11 protein-coding genes are annotated in these 16,559 nt (G+C 70.0%); 8 read left to right on the forward strand and 3 right to left on the reverse strand.

Going from position 1 to position 16,559, the window contains the following annotated elements; genetic code table 11:
• The first annotated feature begins 179 nt into the window (after window positions 1–179).
• Window positions 180–1,046 carry a helix-turn-helix domain-containing protein gene (locus Mth01_RS21605; protein WP_204017731.1) on the forward strand — a complete coding sequence of 289 codons (867 nt, stop codon included), beginning with the start codon at window positions 180–182 and terminating at the stop codon, window positions 1,044–1,046.
• Window positions 1,047–1,050: 4 nt separating this feature from the next.
• Complete coding sequence (locus Mth01_RS29875; protein ID WP_239089884.1) at window positions 1,051–1,503, forward strand: DUF397 domain-containing protein; 453 nt, start codon at window positions 1,051–1,053, stop codon at window positions 1,501–1,503.
• A 142-nt stretch (window positions 1,504–1,645) separates the two neighbouring features.
• On the opposite strand, the gene Mth01_RS21620 is transcribed toward Mth01_RS29875, so the two are convergent.
• On the reverse strand, window positions 1,646–2,155 hold the full coding sequence (locus Mth01_RS21620) for a MarR family winged helix-turn-helix transcriptional regulator (protein ID WP_204017732.1): 510 nt from the start codon (window positions 2,153–2,155) through the stop codon (window positions 1,646–1,648).
• A 135-nt stretch (window positions 2,156–2,290) separates the two neighbouring features.
• Between Mth01_RS21620 and Mth01_RS21625 the strand changes: the two genes are divergently transcribed.
• The 3 genes from Mth01_RS21625 to Mth01_RS21635 all read left to right on the forward strand — a co-directional run bounded on the left by Mth01_RS21625 (window position 2,291) and on the right by Mth01_RS21635 (window position 6,310).
• Window positions 2,291–3,355: an alkene reductase gene (locus Mth01_RS21625; RefSeq protein WP_204017733.1), complete on the forward strand. Its 1,065-nt coding sequence runs from the start codon at window positions 2,291–2,293 to the stop codon at window positions 3,353–3,355.
• Window positions 3,356–3,406: 51 nt separating this feature from the next.
• Window positions 3,407–4,987, forward strand: coding sequence for a glutamine-hydrolyzing GMP synthase (guaA, locus tag Mth01_RS21630; RefSeq protein WP_407695966.1), 1,581 nt, complete (start codon window positions 3,407–3,409; stop codon window positions 4,985–4,987).
• 63 nt (window positions 4,988–5,050) lie between these two features.
• Entirely contained in the window at window positions 5,051–6,310 is a 1,260-nt protein-coding gene (locus Mth01_RS21635) for an acyltransferase family protein (protein WP_239089885.1), read from the forward strand.
• On the opposite strand, the gene Mth01_RS21640 is transcribed toward Mth01_RS21635, so the two are convergent.
• Window positions 6,231–6,989, reverse strand: coding sequence for a polysaccharide deacetylase family protein (locus Mth01_RS21640; RefSeq protein WP_204017735.1), 759 nt, complete (start codon window positions 6,987–6,989; stop codon window positions 6,231–6,233). The genes Mth01_RS21635 and Mth01_RS21640 overlap by 80 nt on opposite strands.
• A gap of 188 nt (window positions 6,990–7,177) precedes the next feature.
• Here Mth01_RS21640 and Mth01_RS21645 point away from each other — a divergent pair, with 188 nt between their 5' ends.
• From Mth01_RS21645 to Mth01_RS21655, 3 genes are all read left to right on the forward strand, one after another.
• The gene (locus Mth01_RS21645; protein WP_204017736.1) at window positions 7,178–9,148 is read left to right on the forward strand and encodes a glycosyl transferase family 2; all 1,971 of its coding nucleotides are present in this window, start codon (window positions 7,178–7,180) and stop codon (window positions 9,146–9,148) included.
• A 128-nt stretch (window positions 9,149–9,276) separates the two neighbouring features.
• On the forward strand, window positions 9,277–10,917 hold the full coding sequence (locus Mth01_RS21650; RefSeq protein WP_204017737.1) for a glycosyltransferase: 1,641 nt from the start codon (window positions 9,277–9,279) through the stop codon (window positions 10,915–10,917).
• A 71-nt stretch (window positions 10,918–10,988) separates the two neighbouring features.
• Window positions 10,989–14,432 carry a bifunctional glycosyltransferase/CDP-glycerol:glycerophosphate glycerophosphotransferase gene (locus Mth01_RS21655; protein ID WP_204017738.1) on the forward strand — a complete coding sequence of 1,148 codons (3,444 nt, stop codon included), beginning with the start codon at window positions 10,989–10,991 and terminating at the stop codon, window positions 14,430–14,432.
• A 31-nt stretch (window positions 14,433–14,463) separates the two neighbouring features.
• Here the strand turns inward: Mth01_RS21655 and Mth01_RS21660 are convergent, their stop codons facing one another.
• Window positions 14,464–16,365, reverse strand: a complete 1,902-nt coding sequence (locus Mth01_RS21660) for an HNH endonuclease signature motif containing protein (protein WP_204017739.1) — start codon at window positions 16,363–16,365, stop codon at window positions 14,464–14,466.
• Window positions 16,366–16,559 lie beyond the last annotated feature (194 nt).

Below are 16,559 nucleotides of genomic sequence, written 5' to 3' on the forward strand. Positions count from 1 at the left end.
GCAGGTATACGGCAGGTCGTGTCGCACTCCGGGATCAACGCGGCAGGACCGGGGGTACGAGAAAGATGATGAAGGGAAAGCAGCTCTCGCGCAACAGATACGAGGAGAAAGTTTCTCCTGAGCAAGTGAGCGTGTAGCAAGATGCCGGATTGGGCTACCCTTCTCCCTGGGAGGTCTTCATGCCGGAGGTCAGAGCTACGGTGCGTCGTCGACGCCTGGGGCGAGAGCTGGAAGAGCTCCGCCATGCGCAAGGGCTGACCCTGGAGCAGGCCGCCGAGCTCCTGCAGCGGCCCAAGACCTCCCTCAGCAAGATCGAAAACGGCAAGCAGCAGCTGCCCGTCCGTGACGTGCCGTTCATTCTCGATAGCTACCAGCTGACCGACCCAGCGCGCCGCGAAGAGATCATGGAGCTGGCGCGCAAGGCCGCCCAGCGCAACTGGTGGCAGCAGTTCAAAGGCGTCGTGCGCGACCCTTTCGCCGACTACCTCAGCCTTGAGGAATCCGCCACCCGAATCTTCAAATGGTCACCGCTGCTCATCCCCGGGTGGTTGCAGACCGAGTTCTACGCGCGCCGTGTCGTCGCGGCCAGCCGCATGTGGCAGACCGACGAAGAGATCGACAAATTCGTCCAGTTGCGCCTGAATCGCAAGAAGGCGGTCATCGACCGCGACGATCCCCCCGAGCTGTGGGTCGCCCTGTCAGAGACGGCGGTACGCCAGCGCGTGGGCGGCCCCGACACCGCAGTGATGAAGGAGCAACTTGAGTATCTGTGTGACATCGCTGCCGACCGCCGCTACTCCCACGTCCAGATCGTGCTGCTGCCGTACGAGGCAGGTGAGCACGCGGGTCTGGAAGGCAGCTTCACCCTGATGCACTTCGACTCCGGCCCTGCGATCGTGTGCTTGGAAGCACTCACTTCGGCCCAATATCTTGAGGATGAAGACGCCGTGAAGCGATACACCACAGCCGCCGAGCACCTTCGCTCCGCCGCCCTGTCCCCTCGCGATACAATCGCGGCACTCAGTAAAATGATCAAGGAATTGTGACGAGATGTCTTCTCACCCCGCATCTGAGGCCATGACCTGGACCACGAGCAGCTTCAGCGACGGTGGAGCCAACTGTGTCATGGTCGGCCGCGGCGCCCCGGGCGTCGTAGGCCTGCGCGATTCCAAGTTCCCCAGCCTGCCGGCCATCGTGGTCTCCGCCGAGGCGTGGACACACTTCGCCGACTTCCTGCTGGCCGCGCCCGTCGACCACTGCCCTATCGAGGCCATCCCACAGGGCAAAACCGACCTCTATCAACTCGACCTTGCCGGAGCGACCTGGATCAGCGCCCCGAAGGGCCTAGTGAGCGACCGGGTGCAGATGGCGTCCTTGCCGGGCGGTGCCGTCGCGCTTCGCCACCCCGCTGATGGGGCGACATTGCGCTACACCCGCGCCGAATGGATCGCCTTCATGCGCGGCCTTAACGCCGGGGAGTTCGCCACTCAAGCAGCCGCCTAACACGCACTGCTGGAGTTGCCCCGGGCGAGCAGCCTTTGAGACGAAGCCCGATCAGGTCGGCCTGCACTAAGCCGCCCGGCCGTACGGTGACCATCTTCTCCGCCCTCCGGGCCGTACGGTGACCGGCCTTGGTCCGGCTCGGCTAATGGGCGACGGCGGGGGCGTCAGGCGGGCACATGGCCTCGCGGCAGGTGTTGTTCCTGACCACGGCCAGCAATGAGCAGAGCGTCTCCACCTGTTCCGGTGTCAGGCCGTGGGTCAGTCGCCGCTGGACCTCATCGGCGATCCTGCGCACCTCCGGGCGCAGCGCGTCGCCCTTGGGCGTCGTGCTCACGATGCTGAGGCGCCGGTTGGTGGGGCAGGGGGAGCGGCCCACCAGTCCGCCCCGCTCGAGGCGCTGCAGGCTCTTGGTCATCGTCGACATGTCGATGCCCAGGATCGCGGCGAGCTTGTTCTGGAACTGCGGGCCGTTCTCCCACAGCGCGATCAGCACCCGATCCTGTCCCGGGTAGAGGCCGATCTCCGCCAGTAGGGCGGCGTGCAGGACCCGGTGGCCTCGCGACGCCGCGGCCATCAGGCAGCTGAGGCTGTCGGGGTCTTCCTCACGCGACACCGAACATGCCGTCGTGTCGTGAACCAGCGGCTCCATCATTGCGGGCCTCACCATCTCGGGGCCTTCTTACGCTACCAGGGTACCGCTTGCATATTGGCCGACCAAGTTGTACAACAGTTCATGGCCAACCAAGTTGGTTGACCAAATTGGCCGCCCAAGAAAGGGTTTCGCGTCATGCTGTTCACGTCTTTCGACCTCGGCTCGCTGCACCTGCCCAACCGCCTGGTCATGGCGCCCATGACCCGTTCGCGGTCATATGTGGACGGGATTCCCTCGCCCTTCGCACCTCTCTACTACGCCCAGCGCGCCTCGGCCGGGCTGATCATCACCGAGGGGGTTCAGCCAAGCCCGGCGGGCAAGGGCTACATGGACACCCCGGGGCTGCACACCGACGAGCAGGTGGCCGGGTGGCGCGAGGTGACGGACGCCGTCCACGCCGCGGGGGGCCGGATCTTCGCCCAGCTCATGCACGCGGGCCGGGTCGGCCATCCCGACAACACCGGCGCGGTCTCCGTCGCGCCTTCGGCCGTACGGGCGGCCGGGCAGATCTTCACCCCGAGCGGGCCGCAGGAGCTCCCCGCCCCGGTGGAGCTGTCCACCGCGGAGGTGGAGGCGACCATCCGGGACTTCGTCGGGGCCGCCCGTCGAGCGATCGACGCCGGATTCGACGGCGTCGAACTGCACGGCGCCAACGGCTATCTCATCCACCAGTTCCTGTCGCGGAACGCCAACCTGCGTGACGACCGCTACGGGGGATCGGTCGCCGGCCGGATCAGGTTCGCCGTGGAGGCCGCCGGGGCCGTCGCCGAGGAGATCGGCCCGTCCCGGGTAGGGATCAGGATGTCGCCGGCCAGCGGCGCCCAGGACCTGGTCGAGGACGACGCCCACGAGGTCTACCCTGCCCTGGTGTCCGAGCTCGCCGAGCTCGACCTGGGCTACCTGCACCTGGTGGCGACAGGCGGAGACGACCTCAGCCGGCGGATCCGCGACCTGTGGCGAAACGCCCTCATCGTCAACGACCCGGCCGGCACCGATCCGGCCGTCACCGCCGCGAAGTGGCTGGAGTGGGGCGCGGACGTGGTCGCGCTCGGCCAGGCGTTTCTGGCCAACCCGGACCTGCCGCTGCGCCTTCGCCTCGGCGCTCCGCTCAACGAGCCCGACCTCAGCAAGGCATACGGCGGCGACCACCGGGGCTACACCGACTATCCGTCGCTCACCCTGCACCCCTCAGCCGTCTGAGCGGCCGCCATCGGGCGGGCTGTGTGGTGGCGGGTCGCCGATAAACTGGCATTGCCGCTCGCTGCCTTTGGGGGTCACTTTCCGGTGTCTGACTTCGACACGGTTCTTGTGGTGGATTTCGGTGCGCAGTACGCGCAGCTGATCGCCCGCCGGGTGCGTGAATGCCACGTCTACTCCGAGATCGTCCCCTCGACGATGCCGGTGGCGGAGATGCTGGCCAGGAAGCCCAAGGCGATCATCCTGTCCGGCGGCCCCTCCTCGGTGTACGCGGAGGGCGCTCCGCCGGTGCCCGCCGGCCTTTTCGAGACCGGGGTGCCGACGTTCGGCATCTGCTACGGCTACCAGGCGATGGCCCTGGAACTGGGCGGAAAGGTGGCCAGGACGGGGAGCGCCGAATATGGCGGCACCTCGCTCAGCGTGCTCCGGGAGGGCGCGCTGTTCTCCGGGCTGCCGGCCACCCAGTCGGTCTGGATGTCCCACGGTGACACCGTGACGGAGGCCCCCGCCGGGTTCATCGTCACCGCCTCGACCGAGGCGACGCCGGTCGCGGCGATGGAGGACGTCTCGCGTGGTCTGTACGGTGTGCAGTTCCACCCCGAGGTGCTCCACTCCGAGCACGGGCAGGCCGTGCTCAAGCACTTCCTCGAGGCGGCCGGCTGCCGTCCGGCGTGGACGATGCTCAACATCGTCGAGGACGCGGTCGAGGCGGTCCGGGCACAGATCGGCGACGGCCGCGCCATCTGCGGCCTGTCGGGCGGCGTGGACTCCGCGGTGGCCGCCGCGATCGTCCAGCGGGCCATCGGTGACCGTCTGACCTGTGTGTTCGTCGACCACGGCCTGCTGCGCAAGGGCGAGGCCGAGCAGGTCGAGCGGGACTTCGTCGAGGCGACCGGCGTGAAGCTGCGCGTCGTGGACGCCGCCGAGCGGTTCCTCAAGGCGCTGTCCGGCGTGACCGATCCGGAGGAGAAGCGCAAGATCATCGGCCGGGAGTTCATCCGGGTATTCGAAGACGAGCAGCGCGCGATCCTCGCCGACGGCCCGGTGGACTTCCTCGTCCAGGGCACGCTCTACCCCGACGTGGTCGAGTCGGGCGGCGGCACCGGCACCGCCAACATCAAGTCCCACCACAACGTGGGAGGCCTGCCGGAGGACCTGAAGTTCGAGCTCGTCGAGCCGCTGCGCACGCTGTTCAAGGACGAGGTGCGGCGGGCCGGTGAGGAGCTCGGCCTGCCTCCGGCGATGGTCTGGCGGCAGCCGTTCCCCGGCCCGGGCCTCGGCATCCGGATCGTCGGGGAGGTCACCCGCGAGCGCCTCGACCTGTTGCGGGAGGCGGACGCCATCGCCCGCGAGGAGCTCTCGCGGGCCGGCCTCGACCGCGACATCTGGCAGTGCCCGGTCGTGCTGCTGGCCGACGTGCGGTCGGTCGGCGTGCAGGGCGACGGTCGCACCTACGGTCATCCGGTGGTGCTCAGGCCGGTGACCTCCGAGGACGCGATGACCGCCGACTGGGCCCGGGTGCCGTACGACGTGCTGTCGCGCATCTCGACCAGGATCACCAACGAGGTCAGTGAGATCAACCGCGTCGTTCTCGACATCACCAGCAAGCCCCCCGGCACCATCGAGTGGGAGTGACACCCCCAGGAGGAAGGGGTGGATCTTTCGGTGTGGTTTGTGTAGGGCGGGTATGGTATCGCGGTGATTGTCGCTCAGCCCGATACCGCCTCGTCGACCACATCGGGTGGCCATAATGCCCGGCTCGGCTGGCTTGACGCGTTACGCGGGCTCGGCGCGTTGGCGGTGGTCGCCGAGCACACTCCGTGGTTGATGCCGTCGCTGCGGCCAGACTGGTTCAGCCTCGGCATCTACGGCGTTCTGGTTTTCTTCCTGGTCAGCGGCTACATCATTCCGGCGTCGCTGGAGCGCAGGGGCGACGTCCGGGCCTTCTGGATCAGCCGGTTGTTCCGTCTCTATCCGATCTATCTGCTGGTCGTCGGTGTTGTACTCGCCCTGGCCTTCTGGATGCCGGTGCGTCATTCCGTGCCGCGCCATCCCTCCGCGGTGGCCGCGCACGTGACGATGCTCTTCGACGTCGTGCATCAGGGTGGCATGGCCAACACGATGTGGACGTTGTCGTACGAAATGGTGTTCTACCTGATCGTGTCGGCTCTGTTCATGCGCGGGGTGCACACCCGCAGCGGGACGTTCGCCATCGTCTTCGGCGTGGTCGCGATCTGCGCCGGACTGGTGCTGTCCGGGCCGCTGCTCCCCGACCACTGGCCGGCCATCGTGTCATGCGTGCTCTTCGTCGCGGGCATGGTCTGCCTGATCTCCGGCCGATTCCGCGCTGTCGCGGCCTACACCCTGGGGTTGATGGCCCTCGGGCTGCTCTTGTTCGGCAGCTACGTGCCTTGGTTCGGAGCGGCGATCCTCGCCGTGATGTTCACCGGGACGGCCATCTACCGCTGGGAGCAGGGCACCGGCGGTCTCCTGCCGGTGGTGGTCTCGGCGGTCCTGGTGGCGGTCGCGCCGGTGTGGTCGATCCAGGCGGGCTGGTGGTGGGTGCGGCCCGGCGCGTGGATCACCACGTTGGCCCTTGCCGGCGGCACCTTCGCCGTCGGCATGGCCCTGCGCGGACGGACCGTGCCCGCGGTGCTGACCTGGCTGGGACTGATCAGCTACTCGGTCTATCTGCTGCACGTTCCGCTGATGGCGTACCTCAACGCGTCGGTGGGTGACCTGCGCGCCGCGCCGGTCGTCGTCCAGATGGCCCTCATACTCGGCTACCTCGCGGTGCTGCTGTGCGTGAGCTGGTTGACGTACCGTTTCGTGGAATCCCCGGCGCGGCGCCTCGGCAGGTCGTTGATCGGCCGCGGTGTCAGCCTTCGGTCCCGTCCGGGAACTCCGGGGTGTCCGAATCGTCCGGCGGCGTCTCGGGATACACCTCACCCGGGGTGAGCTCCTGGCCTTCGAGCAGCTTGGAGACCGTGACGAAGTGGTATCCCTGCTTGGTCAGCTCCCGCAGCACGGTGGGCAGTGACGAGGCCGTCTCCTTGACGGTCTCGTGCATCAGGACCACGGCGCCCGGCTCGGCGATCTCGAGGGCTTTCGAGGTGAGGAACTCGACGTTGCGATAGTCCTTGATGTAGTCCTTCGTGGCGACCGTGCCGGGGACCTGCACCATCCCGAACTTGGCCACGATCTCCCGGGCCTCGTCGGGATAGAGGCCGCCGGGGGCGCGGAACACCACGGGGTCCTTCCCCGTGGCCTTCTTGATGATCCGCTGGGTGTCCCGGACCTCCGCGTAGATCTCCTGGGAGGTCAGGTCGGTGAAGTACTTGTGGTCCCAGCTGTGGTTGCCGATCTCGTGGCCGTTCTTGGCGACCTGGCCGACCATCTTGAGGTTCTTCTTGACCCGATTGCCGATCATGAAGAACGTGGCCTTCGCCTTGTATTTCTTCAGGACCTTCAGCAGGGTCTCGGTGTGCTCCGCCGGGCCGTCGTCAAAGGTCAGCGCGATGCACTTGTACGTCGCGCAGTACGGCTCCTTGGCGGCCCGGCTCGCATGCGAGGGTGTGGCGATCGCCGTCGTCAGCACGCATGCGACGGCGACGGGGATCAATCGACGGAATGCCATGGTGGGGATGCTCCTCGGGGGATCTTTGGACCAGCATCGTAACGGGTTCGCCTGGGAGGCCCCGTAAACCTTCCGCCAAGAACAGCCGTATGACGGCCTATTCACCCCTTCCTTTCGCGATGCTGTCCCGGTCAATGTGACGCGGGACGGCCGGAGAGACGACCGGCCGATGACCAGAAGGAGGGCGGGTGACCCGAGACGCCGCCACCCGAGTCGCCACCATCCGGGCCACCACCATCCCGGGCGCCGTGCGAGCCGTCGGCCGGGACGCGCGTACGTGGGGTGCATGCATCGGGTTCGAGTCCTGCCCCGAGTTGCTCGACCGCCTCTTCGAGGGTTGTCCCGGCCCCTGGATCCGCCTGGCCGAGGTCGGCCCGGACCCGCTCGCCGGAACCGGTGCCGCCGTCGACGCCTCGGCAGAGGCCGAGCCGTACGACTCGGTCGTCATCGCGGCACGGGCCCTGGCCGACGTGCGCGGGGCCGTACCGATGCGCGAACTGCTGCCGCGGGCCCGGCGCGTGCGGGTCGTGGTGGCGGAGGTCCCGTCGTGGGCGCTCCAACCGCTGCCGGTCGCGGGGCAGGGCGCGACCTGGCGACACCTGGTGGATCTGCGGGTCAGGCGCAGAGCGCGGGGCTGGCAGGTGGACGCCAGGTTCGCCGAGCCGGTGGCAGCGGGCGAGGTGCTCGCCCATGTCGCGCACGGACTCTTCGGGGCGCGCCGCCACCTGACCCAGCCGGTGATCGGCCTGGCCGGGGTCGGGGCCGCCCGTTGGCGGCCCGGCGACCCCAACGCGACGCCGGCGCCGCCGCGGGGGCCGGTCCCGGAACGGCGCGACGCCCCCGGATGCGATCTCCTGCTGCTTACCACCGAGGAAGACGCGCTGCCCGAGGCCGCGCTGCCCACGGACACAGGGCATCGGGGCACGCGGCCACCGGGCGGCCCGATCGCTTTCGTCGCCCGTCGCCCCCCGGAGTCTCGGCATCCCGACCCGTGCCCCGAGATGCTGCCTCCGGTGGACGAGGCCGTGATCAACCCCATCGGATTTCGGCCGCAGCCGTCGATGCCGTTGGCCGCGCTCGTCGAGCACGGCCCGGACCTCACTGTGACCTGCGGCTCCGACACGCTCGTACGGCTTCCGCCGGGCGGCGGCCTCACCGACGTCGACGTCGCCCGGCTGCGCGACGTGCGGGGTGTGGTGGTGCCGGCCCTGGAAGGAAGACCCCTGGTCGCGGCCGGGATCGTCGCGGCCCTGGCGGCGGCCGGGATCCCGGTCGTCACCGACGCCGACGCCGAGCGGGACGCCGCCCTGGGGCCCGAGCTCGCCGCCGCGCTGGCGGCGGTCGAGCCCGGCAGGCTCGGTTCCGACCTCCACCGGGAGGAGATCAGCATCATGCTGCGCCGCCGCGCGCTGCGTGTTCACGGAGCGGTGGCCCGCTGGCGCGGCATCGTCGCGTCCGCCGGGCTGCCCGTGCCGCCGGAGCCGTCCGTCTCGGTCCTGCTGTGCACCCGCCGCCCGGAGATGATCCCGTTCGCCCTCGATCAGCTGAGGCTGCAGCGCGGGGTGCGGGCCGAGCTGATCGTCGGTCTTCACGGGGTGGCCGCGAGGGAGGCGGTGATCGATGGCGGGCCCTTCCCGGTCACCGTCATCGAGGCTCCGGCCGAGTGGTCATTCGGCGAGGTGCTGAACCGGATGGCGGCGGTGGCGTCCGGATCGTTCCTGGCCAAGGTGGACGACGACGACTGGTACGGACCCGATCACCTCGGGGACCTGCTGCTCGCGCAGCTCTACTCGGGAGCCGACCTCGTCGGCTCGGCCGCCGAGTTCGTCTACCTGGAACCGATCAATGTGACGATCAGGCGCTCCATCGGGACCGAGCGATTCGCCCCGCTGGTCGCCGGGGGGACGATGCTGGTGGCCCGGGCCGCGTTCGAGGCGGTGGGCGGGTTCCGGCCGCTGCCGCGCACGGTGGACGGTCAGTTGCTCGAGGCCGTACAGGCGGTGGGCGGGCGGATCTACCGCACGCACGGGTTCAACTACGTCCTGCGCCGCCGCGCCGCACGGGGACACACCTGGCAGCAGCCGCTGCCGTCGTTTCTCGGCTCCTACCAGGACCAGTGGCGCGGCCTGGCCTTCAACGAACTGATGGTGCGGAGATGAGCTGAATGACGATGTCATGGACACCGGCCCCTCTAATACCTTGGGCCACGCCGACCCCCACGGACCCGCTCGAGCCGGCGGGCCCTCGGACCCTTTCGAACCCTCTGATCCCGCACAACGATTACGGCGTGCTCGGCACACCGCCCGAGCCGGGCGGGTGGACGCCGGAACTGTCGGTGAGCGTGGTGATCCCCGCATACCGGGCAGAGCGGACGTTGCCGCTGACGTTGGCCGCTCTGGCCAGGCAGACCTACCCGGCCCACCTGCTCGAGGTCGTCGTCGTCGACGACGGCGAGGCGCCCATGGGACCCCTGCCCGATCTCGTGCCGTGGCGGACCCGGGTGATCCGGCCGCGTCCCGGCGTCTGGGGCAAGCCGAGCGCCTGCGCGGCGGGCGCCGAGGCGGCCGACGGCGACGTCGTCCACTTCCTGGACGCCGACCTCGTGCTGTTCCCCGAGCACGTGGAGGCGCAGATGCGCTGGCACCACCTCGCCGACTACCTGGTCGTACTCGGGCATCTGCGGTTCGTGCCCGGACTCGACGAGGTGCCCGTCGGCGAGGTGCTGGCGGCGATCGAGGCCGGCGCGGTGGACAGGCTCTTCGAGGGCGGCACGCCGCAGTGGACGATGCGGCGCTGGGATGAGACGGCGGATCTGCGGGAGGCGGGTCTTCATGCCTTCTCCGTCACCGTCGGCGCCACGCTCTCCGTCCGAGCCGAACTGCTGCGGGCGGTCGGCGGGATGGACCGCACGCTGGTGCTCGGCGAGGACACCGAGCTGGGATATCGGCTGGCCCAGGCGGGCGCGGTCTTCGTCGCCGATCGCGCCGCTCGCAGCCGGCACATCGGCGAGTCCACGGTGATGCGGCGCGAGCAGGACGTGAAGCGGCACAACTGGCCTTACCTGGCCGAACGGGTGCCCGCCTTCCGCTGGCTGCGCGGGCATCCCCACCGCCGTTATCTCGTCCCGTACGTCGAGGCCGTCGTGCGTGTGGGAGACGCCTCGTTCGAAGAGATCCGGGCCACGGTCGACGGTCTGCTCGCGAGCAAGCTCCCCGATGTCGCCGTGAAGATCGTCGGCCCGTGGGGACGGCTCGGCGACGGACGACGCGATCCGCTCGACGACCCGTGGCTTGACCTGCGTCTCGTCCGCGGATGCTATGAGGGGGAGACCCGGGTCGCCTACTGCGAGAGCCTGCCCGAGGACTGCGCTCCCGTCCCCTTCAGATTCCACTGCCCGCCGGGTTGGGTGCCCTCCCGTAACACGCTCGGCTCCCTCATCAAGTTCGCCGACCAGCGCTGCCTCGGCGTCGTCTCCGTCGCACTCGAGGAGTGGGAGCCGGCTGCGCCGGCGGGGGGACCTGAGATCGTGCACGCCCGGCTGGAGCGTACGGCGGCGCTGAACCGCGCCCGATGGTGTGCCCGATGGTGTGCCCGAGGGAGTGCCGACGGGAGTGTCGACGGAGGCGCCGCCGATCTCGGTGACCTGGACGATCTCGTCCACGAGATGTTCGGCACGCTGTGGGTCGCCGGGGACACGTGGGGCCTCGCGCGGGCCGGGACCGTCGCCGCGCTGGTACGGACGCCGCGCAAGATCCGAGAGCAGCCCCGGAAGGACCCGCCGAGCCGGGTTTCCGGGCTGCGCGGGGTTCGGGGGCTTCGCAGGGTTCGAGGGCTGCGCAGGGTTCGAGGGCTTCGCGGTGTCGCGAGGTTGAGCCGTACGGCACGGCTCGTGCGGCGCCGGCTGCGCGCCATGGTCAGCCCGGGGTGAGGGGGTTTCCGACATTCCCCGGCCCGTCACGGTCGCCACGGAAGTTCCGCCCGAGTTGGAAGGACCCGCCTGTGCCTCGCCTCAGCGTCATCATCCCGATCTACGAGGTGGAACCCTACCTCGCCGCCTGCCTGGAGTCGGTGGCCGCCCAGACCTGGCGTGACCTCGAGGTCGTCATGGTCGACGACGGGTCCCGCGACTCCAGCGCGCTGATCGCCGCCGCCTTCGCCGAGCGGGACCCGAGGTTCCGGCTGGTCAGCCAGGAGAACGCCGGACTGGGGGCGGCGCGCAACACGGGGGTGCGGCACGCCACCGGCGAATTCCTGGCGTTCCTCGACAGCGATGACCTTCTTCCGGTCCACGCGCTCGAATATCTCCTCGCCGCCCTGCTGCGTACCGGCTCCGACCTGGCCTCGGGCAACGTGCTGCGCTTCGACGGGCGGCGGACCCGGCAGTCGGCGCTGCACCGCGCGGTCTTCGCCCGGCCCGCCATGGCCACGCACGTCACCAGGCAGAGCGCACTCCTGCGCGACCGGTTGGTCACCAACAAGCTGTGGCGCAGGACGTTCTGGGAGGCGGGCGGGTTCGCCTTCCCAGAGGGGGTGCTGTATGAGGACATCGCGTTGGCGCTACGCGGCCACTTCCTCGCCCGAAGCGTCGACCTGCTACCCGCGCCCGTCTATCTGTGGCGGGTGCGTGACCGGTCGATCACCCAGGACAAGACCCGGCTCGGTCATCTGGAGGACCGGTTCGCCGCGGTCCGCTCGGTCCGGACGTTCCTGGCCGAGCACGGTATGCGGGCGCAGATCCACGCCTGGGACCAGACGGTCCTCGAAACCGACCTGACGAACTTCGTCGACGTGCTCGACCAGGCCGGCGGCGCGTTCCATGACCGGTTCCTCGAGTTGGCCAACGACTATTTGGACGAGGTGGCCGCGCCGGTGCTCGACGGGCTGCCCGCGCTGCGGCGGCTGCAGTGGCACCTGATCAGGCAGCGGCGGCTGGCCGACCTGCTCGACGTCCTGGCCTGGGACCGGCGGGTGCCGCCGGACGAGCGGTTCACCCGGCGGCTGTGGGGCTACCACCTCGACATCCCGCTGCTGCGGGAACGAGAGCCGAAGGTCCCCGCGGCCGTGTCGCGGGTGCGCGACGAACTCACCCCGCGCACCCGGATCGACGCGGTCAGATGGGAGGGCGGCAAGCTGATCGTCGAAGGCCGGGCCGCCCCCGACTGCCCCCGGCCCGTTCGGCGCTATCACCAGCAGATCTTCGCGACGCTCGTGCACGGCAGACGGCGCATCCGGGTCCCCGCCACGGTCATCCGTACCCGTGTTTCGGCCAAACCCAGATCACGGCGAGACTGGGGCGGCTTCCGGCTGTCGATCGATCCGGGGTCGCTGGACCGCCGTCCCGGACTGTGGCATGTCGAACTGCGCGTGATCCACCGGGGTCTCCCGCTGCGCCGCGCACGGCTGGCCGACTCGCGCGCGGTCTGGGCGGACCGGGCCGGGCAGCGGAGCACCGGCCGTGACTTCTCCGTGGCGCCGCTGCTGACCGAGACCGGCCACCTCGCGCTGCGCGCGGAACGGGAGATCGCCAGAGCAGTCACGCAGAGCATCCGGGACGGCAGGCTCCGCCTGGTCGGCCGCGCGCTTCGCGACCTCGGCCCGAAGCCCTCGCTCCTGGTCACGCGGCGGCCGGGCGGCGTTCCCCTCTCCTGCCCGGTCAAGGTCGACGGGTGCACCTTCGAGGCCGAGGTGGATCTGCGCGAGGTCATCGGCCGCGGCGCCCTCGGGAACGGCACTCTCGGGAGCCCGTACGAGATCCCGGGCATCTCGGGCATTCTCGGCGAGGAGCCGGCCGTGTGGCGCGTCGAGGTACGGACGGCGGACGGGGCCGTCACACCGGTCACCGCCGCCGACGATCTTTCGATCGGCCGGTACGGCACGGCGGGCCGGGAGATCGTCGTGCTGCCCGACCACTCCGGCTGCCTGATCCTCCGCGATCAGCCCGTCGCCGCGTTCGCCGACCTCACCGAGTGGCTGCCCGGGGGTGAGCTGCTCGTCGAGGGCGGGTTCGCCGCGCCGTACGGCCCGGCGGCGTTGGTGGTCCGCTCGACCGAGGGGACGGACGTACGGCTCGCACCGATCGAGGGAGCAGGCAGCCGGTTCCGGGCGCGGCTGGTGCCCGAGGAGGTCGATGCCCGGCGGCTGCCGCTGCCCCGCGGCCGATACGGCCTCGCGATCAGGGTCCGCGGCGACGATGGCGGCGACGGCGCCGGTGGTGGAGCCGGTGGCCTTACGCGGGATCTGCCCATCGAGCTGGACGCCGACGAACCCCTGGTGCACGAGACGGCCCGCCGCACGTTCGAGCTCGCCGCCGACGGCGAGGGCCACGCCCTGCTGACCGTGGGCAGCGACCTGTCGCCGAACGAGCGCGGCAAGAAGGCCCAGCGGGAGCTGCGCACGAAGGCCTACCCGGCGATGCGCGGCAGGTCACTGCGGCCCGCCATGCTGTTCAGCGGCAACAGGGGGACGCGGTTCGCCGGGAGTCCGAGGGCGATCTACGAGGAGCTGCGGCGGCGAGGGGTGGAGCTGTCGTTCCTGTGCGAGGTGCGCGACGGCCAGGTGGCGCTGCCCGACCCGGTCGAGCCGGTGCGGTCACGGGGGCGGGAGCACTACGAGGCGCTGGCCCGCTGCCGCTACATCATCACCGACCACGACCTGCCGCCCTGGTTCGAGCGGCGGCCCGACCAGACGGTCGTGCAGACGTGGCACGGCCCGCCCGCCGCCCTGGCCGCGCCCGAGGAGGGCCGGCGGCCGGTGCGGAGTGCCGGGCAGTGGACCCACGTGCTGTCGCCCGGCCCCTGGTGGACGCCGCGGCTGCGGGAGACCTTCGGTTTCACCGGCTTCGCCGGCCGGGTGCTGGAGACCGGCCTGCCCTGCGACGACGTCCTGGTCGAGCCGAACGGGGACGCGGTCGAGGCGAGGCGGCTGGTCAGGCGGAGGCTGGGCGCGCCCGAGGAAACGAAGCTCATCCTGTACGTCCCCGATGATCGCGGGGGACAGGGGGATCGCGGGGGGCAGGGTGATCGCGGGGGGCAGGGGGATCGCGGTGGCGTTCCGCTCGATCTGGAGCGAGTCCGGGCCGCCCTGGGAGACGGCCACCTGCTGCTGGACCTGTGCGCCTCGACCCACCCCGATCCGCACGAGTTGTATCTGGCCGCCGACATCCTGGTGACCGGTCACCCCGGCGCGATGTTCGACTTCGCCGCGACGGGCCGGCCGATGCTGTTCCATGTCGAGGCGAACGCGGGCGGCAACGGCATCGAGGATCTGCGCCCGGAGGTGCCCGGGCCCGTCCTGCGCACCGCGGACGAGGTGATCGAGGCGATCCGCGAGGCCGACGAGGTCGCCGAGAAGTACGCGAGCGCGCTGGAGGCGTTCGTCGCGAGATTCCGCCCGCTGGCCGACGGCGCCGCGTCCCGCCGCGTGGTCGACCTCCTCCTCAGTTGACGCGAGCAACCTGCATTCTTCCTGGTCTCGGTCAGGTTTGTCGGCGGGTGTCGGCAAAGGGGCCGGTGTAGGTGAAGGCCCATCGGTCGGGGCCGATCTGGCGGCGCCTGTAGTGGTCGGGGTGCCGGTAGCGGTCCCGGTTGTGGTATTGGCACATAGGCCCAAGTTTGGCCAGGTCGGTGCGGCCGCCCTCGCTCCAGTTGTCGATGTGGTCGACTTGGCACATGCCGGCGGGGAGGGGGCAGCCGTCGACCATGCAGGTGGTGTAGCGGGCGGCGATGGCGCGGCGTTGGGCGGGGGTGGCCAGCCGGACTTTACGGCCCATGTCCAGGACCTGTCCGTCGGCGTTCATGACCATCCGGACGAGGGCGGAGGTGCGGGCCAGACGGTGGATGTCGGTGATCGGCAGCAGTTGCCCGGTGGACAGCAGTAACCCGGGCAAGGTCCGCAACGCGGCCTGCAACTGCCAGTCCATAACTTCGCCGAGTCCCGCTTCGCATGACTCACGCTCGGGCGCCCTGTTTCCTGAGCTGTCCCGATGAGTCTCCTCCGGATGCGCGGACTCCTCCCGGCCGGGTCGCTCCCGGTCGGTCTGCGATCGCCAAGGTTCCTCCGCGTGGAGGTCCTCAAGGCCGGGCAGGACGTCTCCACCGTCGTATGGTGGGCCGTTTCGGGGGTCGTCAGCGATACCGCCCCGTGGGTGGTCACTATCCGCGTATGCGGGCTCGGGTTCATCCCCGGTGCCCGCGCCCATCCGCGTACCGGGACCGGGGCGCACGAGCCCGAAATGATCCGATCCATACCCGGGATCGCCGATATCAGGCGATCCGGGATCGGGCGCACCCGCCTGGCTGTCCACCGGGTCATGTGCCAGGCCGTCGTCCCGCTTGATGTCCTGGCCGAAGGTGCCAGGTGCGGTGCCACCAGATGCGGGGGGACCGGCTGCGGGGGTGTCGGCCGCGGGGGTGTCGCCGTCACCGGTCCCACCCGTCCGGGCAGCCGCCGTGTCGTCCGCAGCGTCGTCCGCCGTGTCGTCCGCCGGATCGGAGTCGTGGAGTCTGCCGCTGGCTTTCAGGTCACCGGGTGGAGGGGCGTCGGATGCGGCGCTGGATGGCCGCGCGCTGTCTGCGGACTCGTCGCCTTCACCGGTTCTGATCGTCGAGCCGTCGTCCTCCCGGGCTGTGGCGCCGGGTGTGGGATCGTCGGGGAGGGATTCGGCGTTGACCAACACCAGCAACTCCGCTGTGATCTCCTGCTCCAGGAGCGCGATCAGCGCGTCGGCGTTGCGGACCCGAAGAGGGCGGTCATCCCCCCTGGCCTTGGGCTTGGCATAGGCGTCCAGGAGCGTTCGCAGGCGAGCGGCGGCCTCCCTCGGCAGACGGAACTCGCCCTCCAGCCCGCCCGTGTCGGTCTCCCGGATGAGCAGGAACCTCGAGTCGTAGTCGGCGTTCGCGTCCTTGATCTCCCCATCGGGGTCCAGAACGGCCCGCAGGTACCGGCCTGCCTTCGCGATCTCATCCGGGCCGGCGGAATCGGCCAACTCCAGCAAGATCGTCTCAGCCTTGGCCGCGTCTTCATCGCTGAGCCGGGCGGTGGCCGCGCAGATCGCCGACACCACCCCCTCGGTCAAGCTCCCGGCCGAAAACCTTCGGCGAACCTCCGGTAGTCGTTCCAGTTCGGTGCCCAGGGCCACGATGTGATTGGCGTTGCGGCGGCTCATCCCACAGGCTGAGCGCAGCCAGGTCTTGGTGGAGGCATGCCCATGCTCACGAGCGGTCCCGGTGGCGTGTACCCGCGCGATGCGTGCCGCGATCGCCGCCTCCAACCGATCCCGCGCGAACACCAACTCCTCCACCTGCGCCAGACACTGCCGAGGTGAATCCGGCACCGGGGTCAACGCCAACGCCAGCGCACTCTCCCGGACCTGGCTCACCAGCGGCCATGAGGCTCCCGCATCACCATCCCCATCGGATTCGGCATCGTCCTGTTGACCATCCCGGGCCTGGCCGTCCCCAGTTCGGGCTTCACAAGTCTGGGCAGCATCACCGGCGGGGTGGGTGTCCTCGTCGACGGCGTGCCTGGTCTCACGGCCGACCGCAACGTCAGGCGCACGGCCAGGAACATGGC

The sequence above is a fragment of the Sphaerimonospora thailandensis genome (assembly GCF_016863115.1).
In the GTDB taxonomy this organism is placed as follows: Bacteria; Actinomycetota; Actinomycetes; order Streptosporangiales; family Streptosporangiaceae; genus Sphaerimonospora; species Sphaerimonospora cavernae.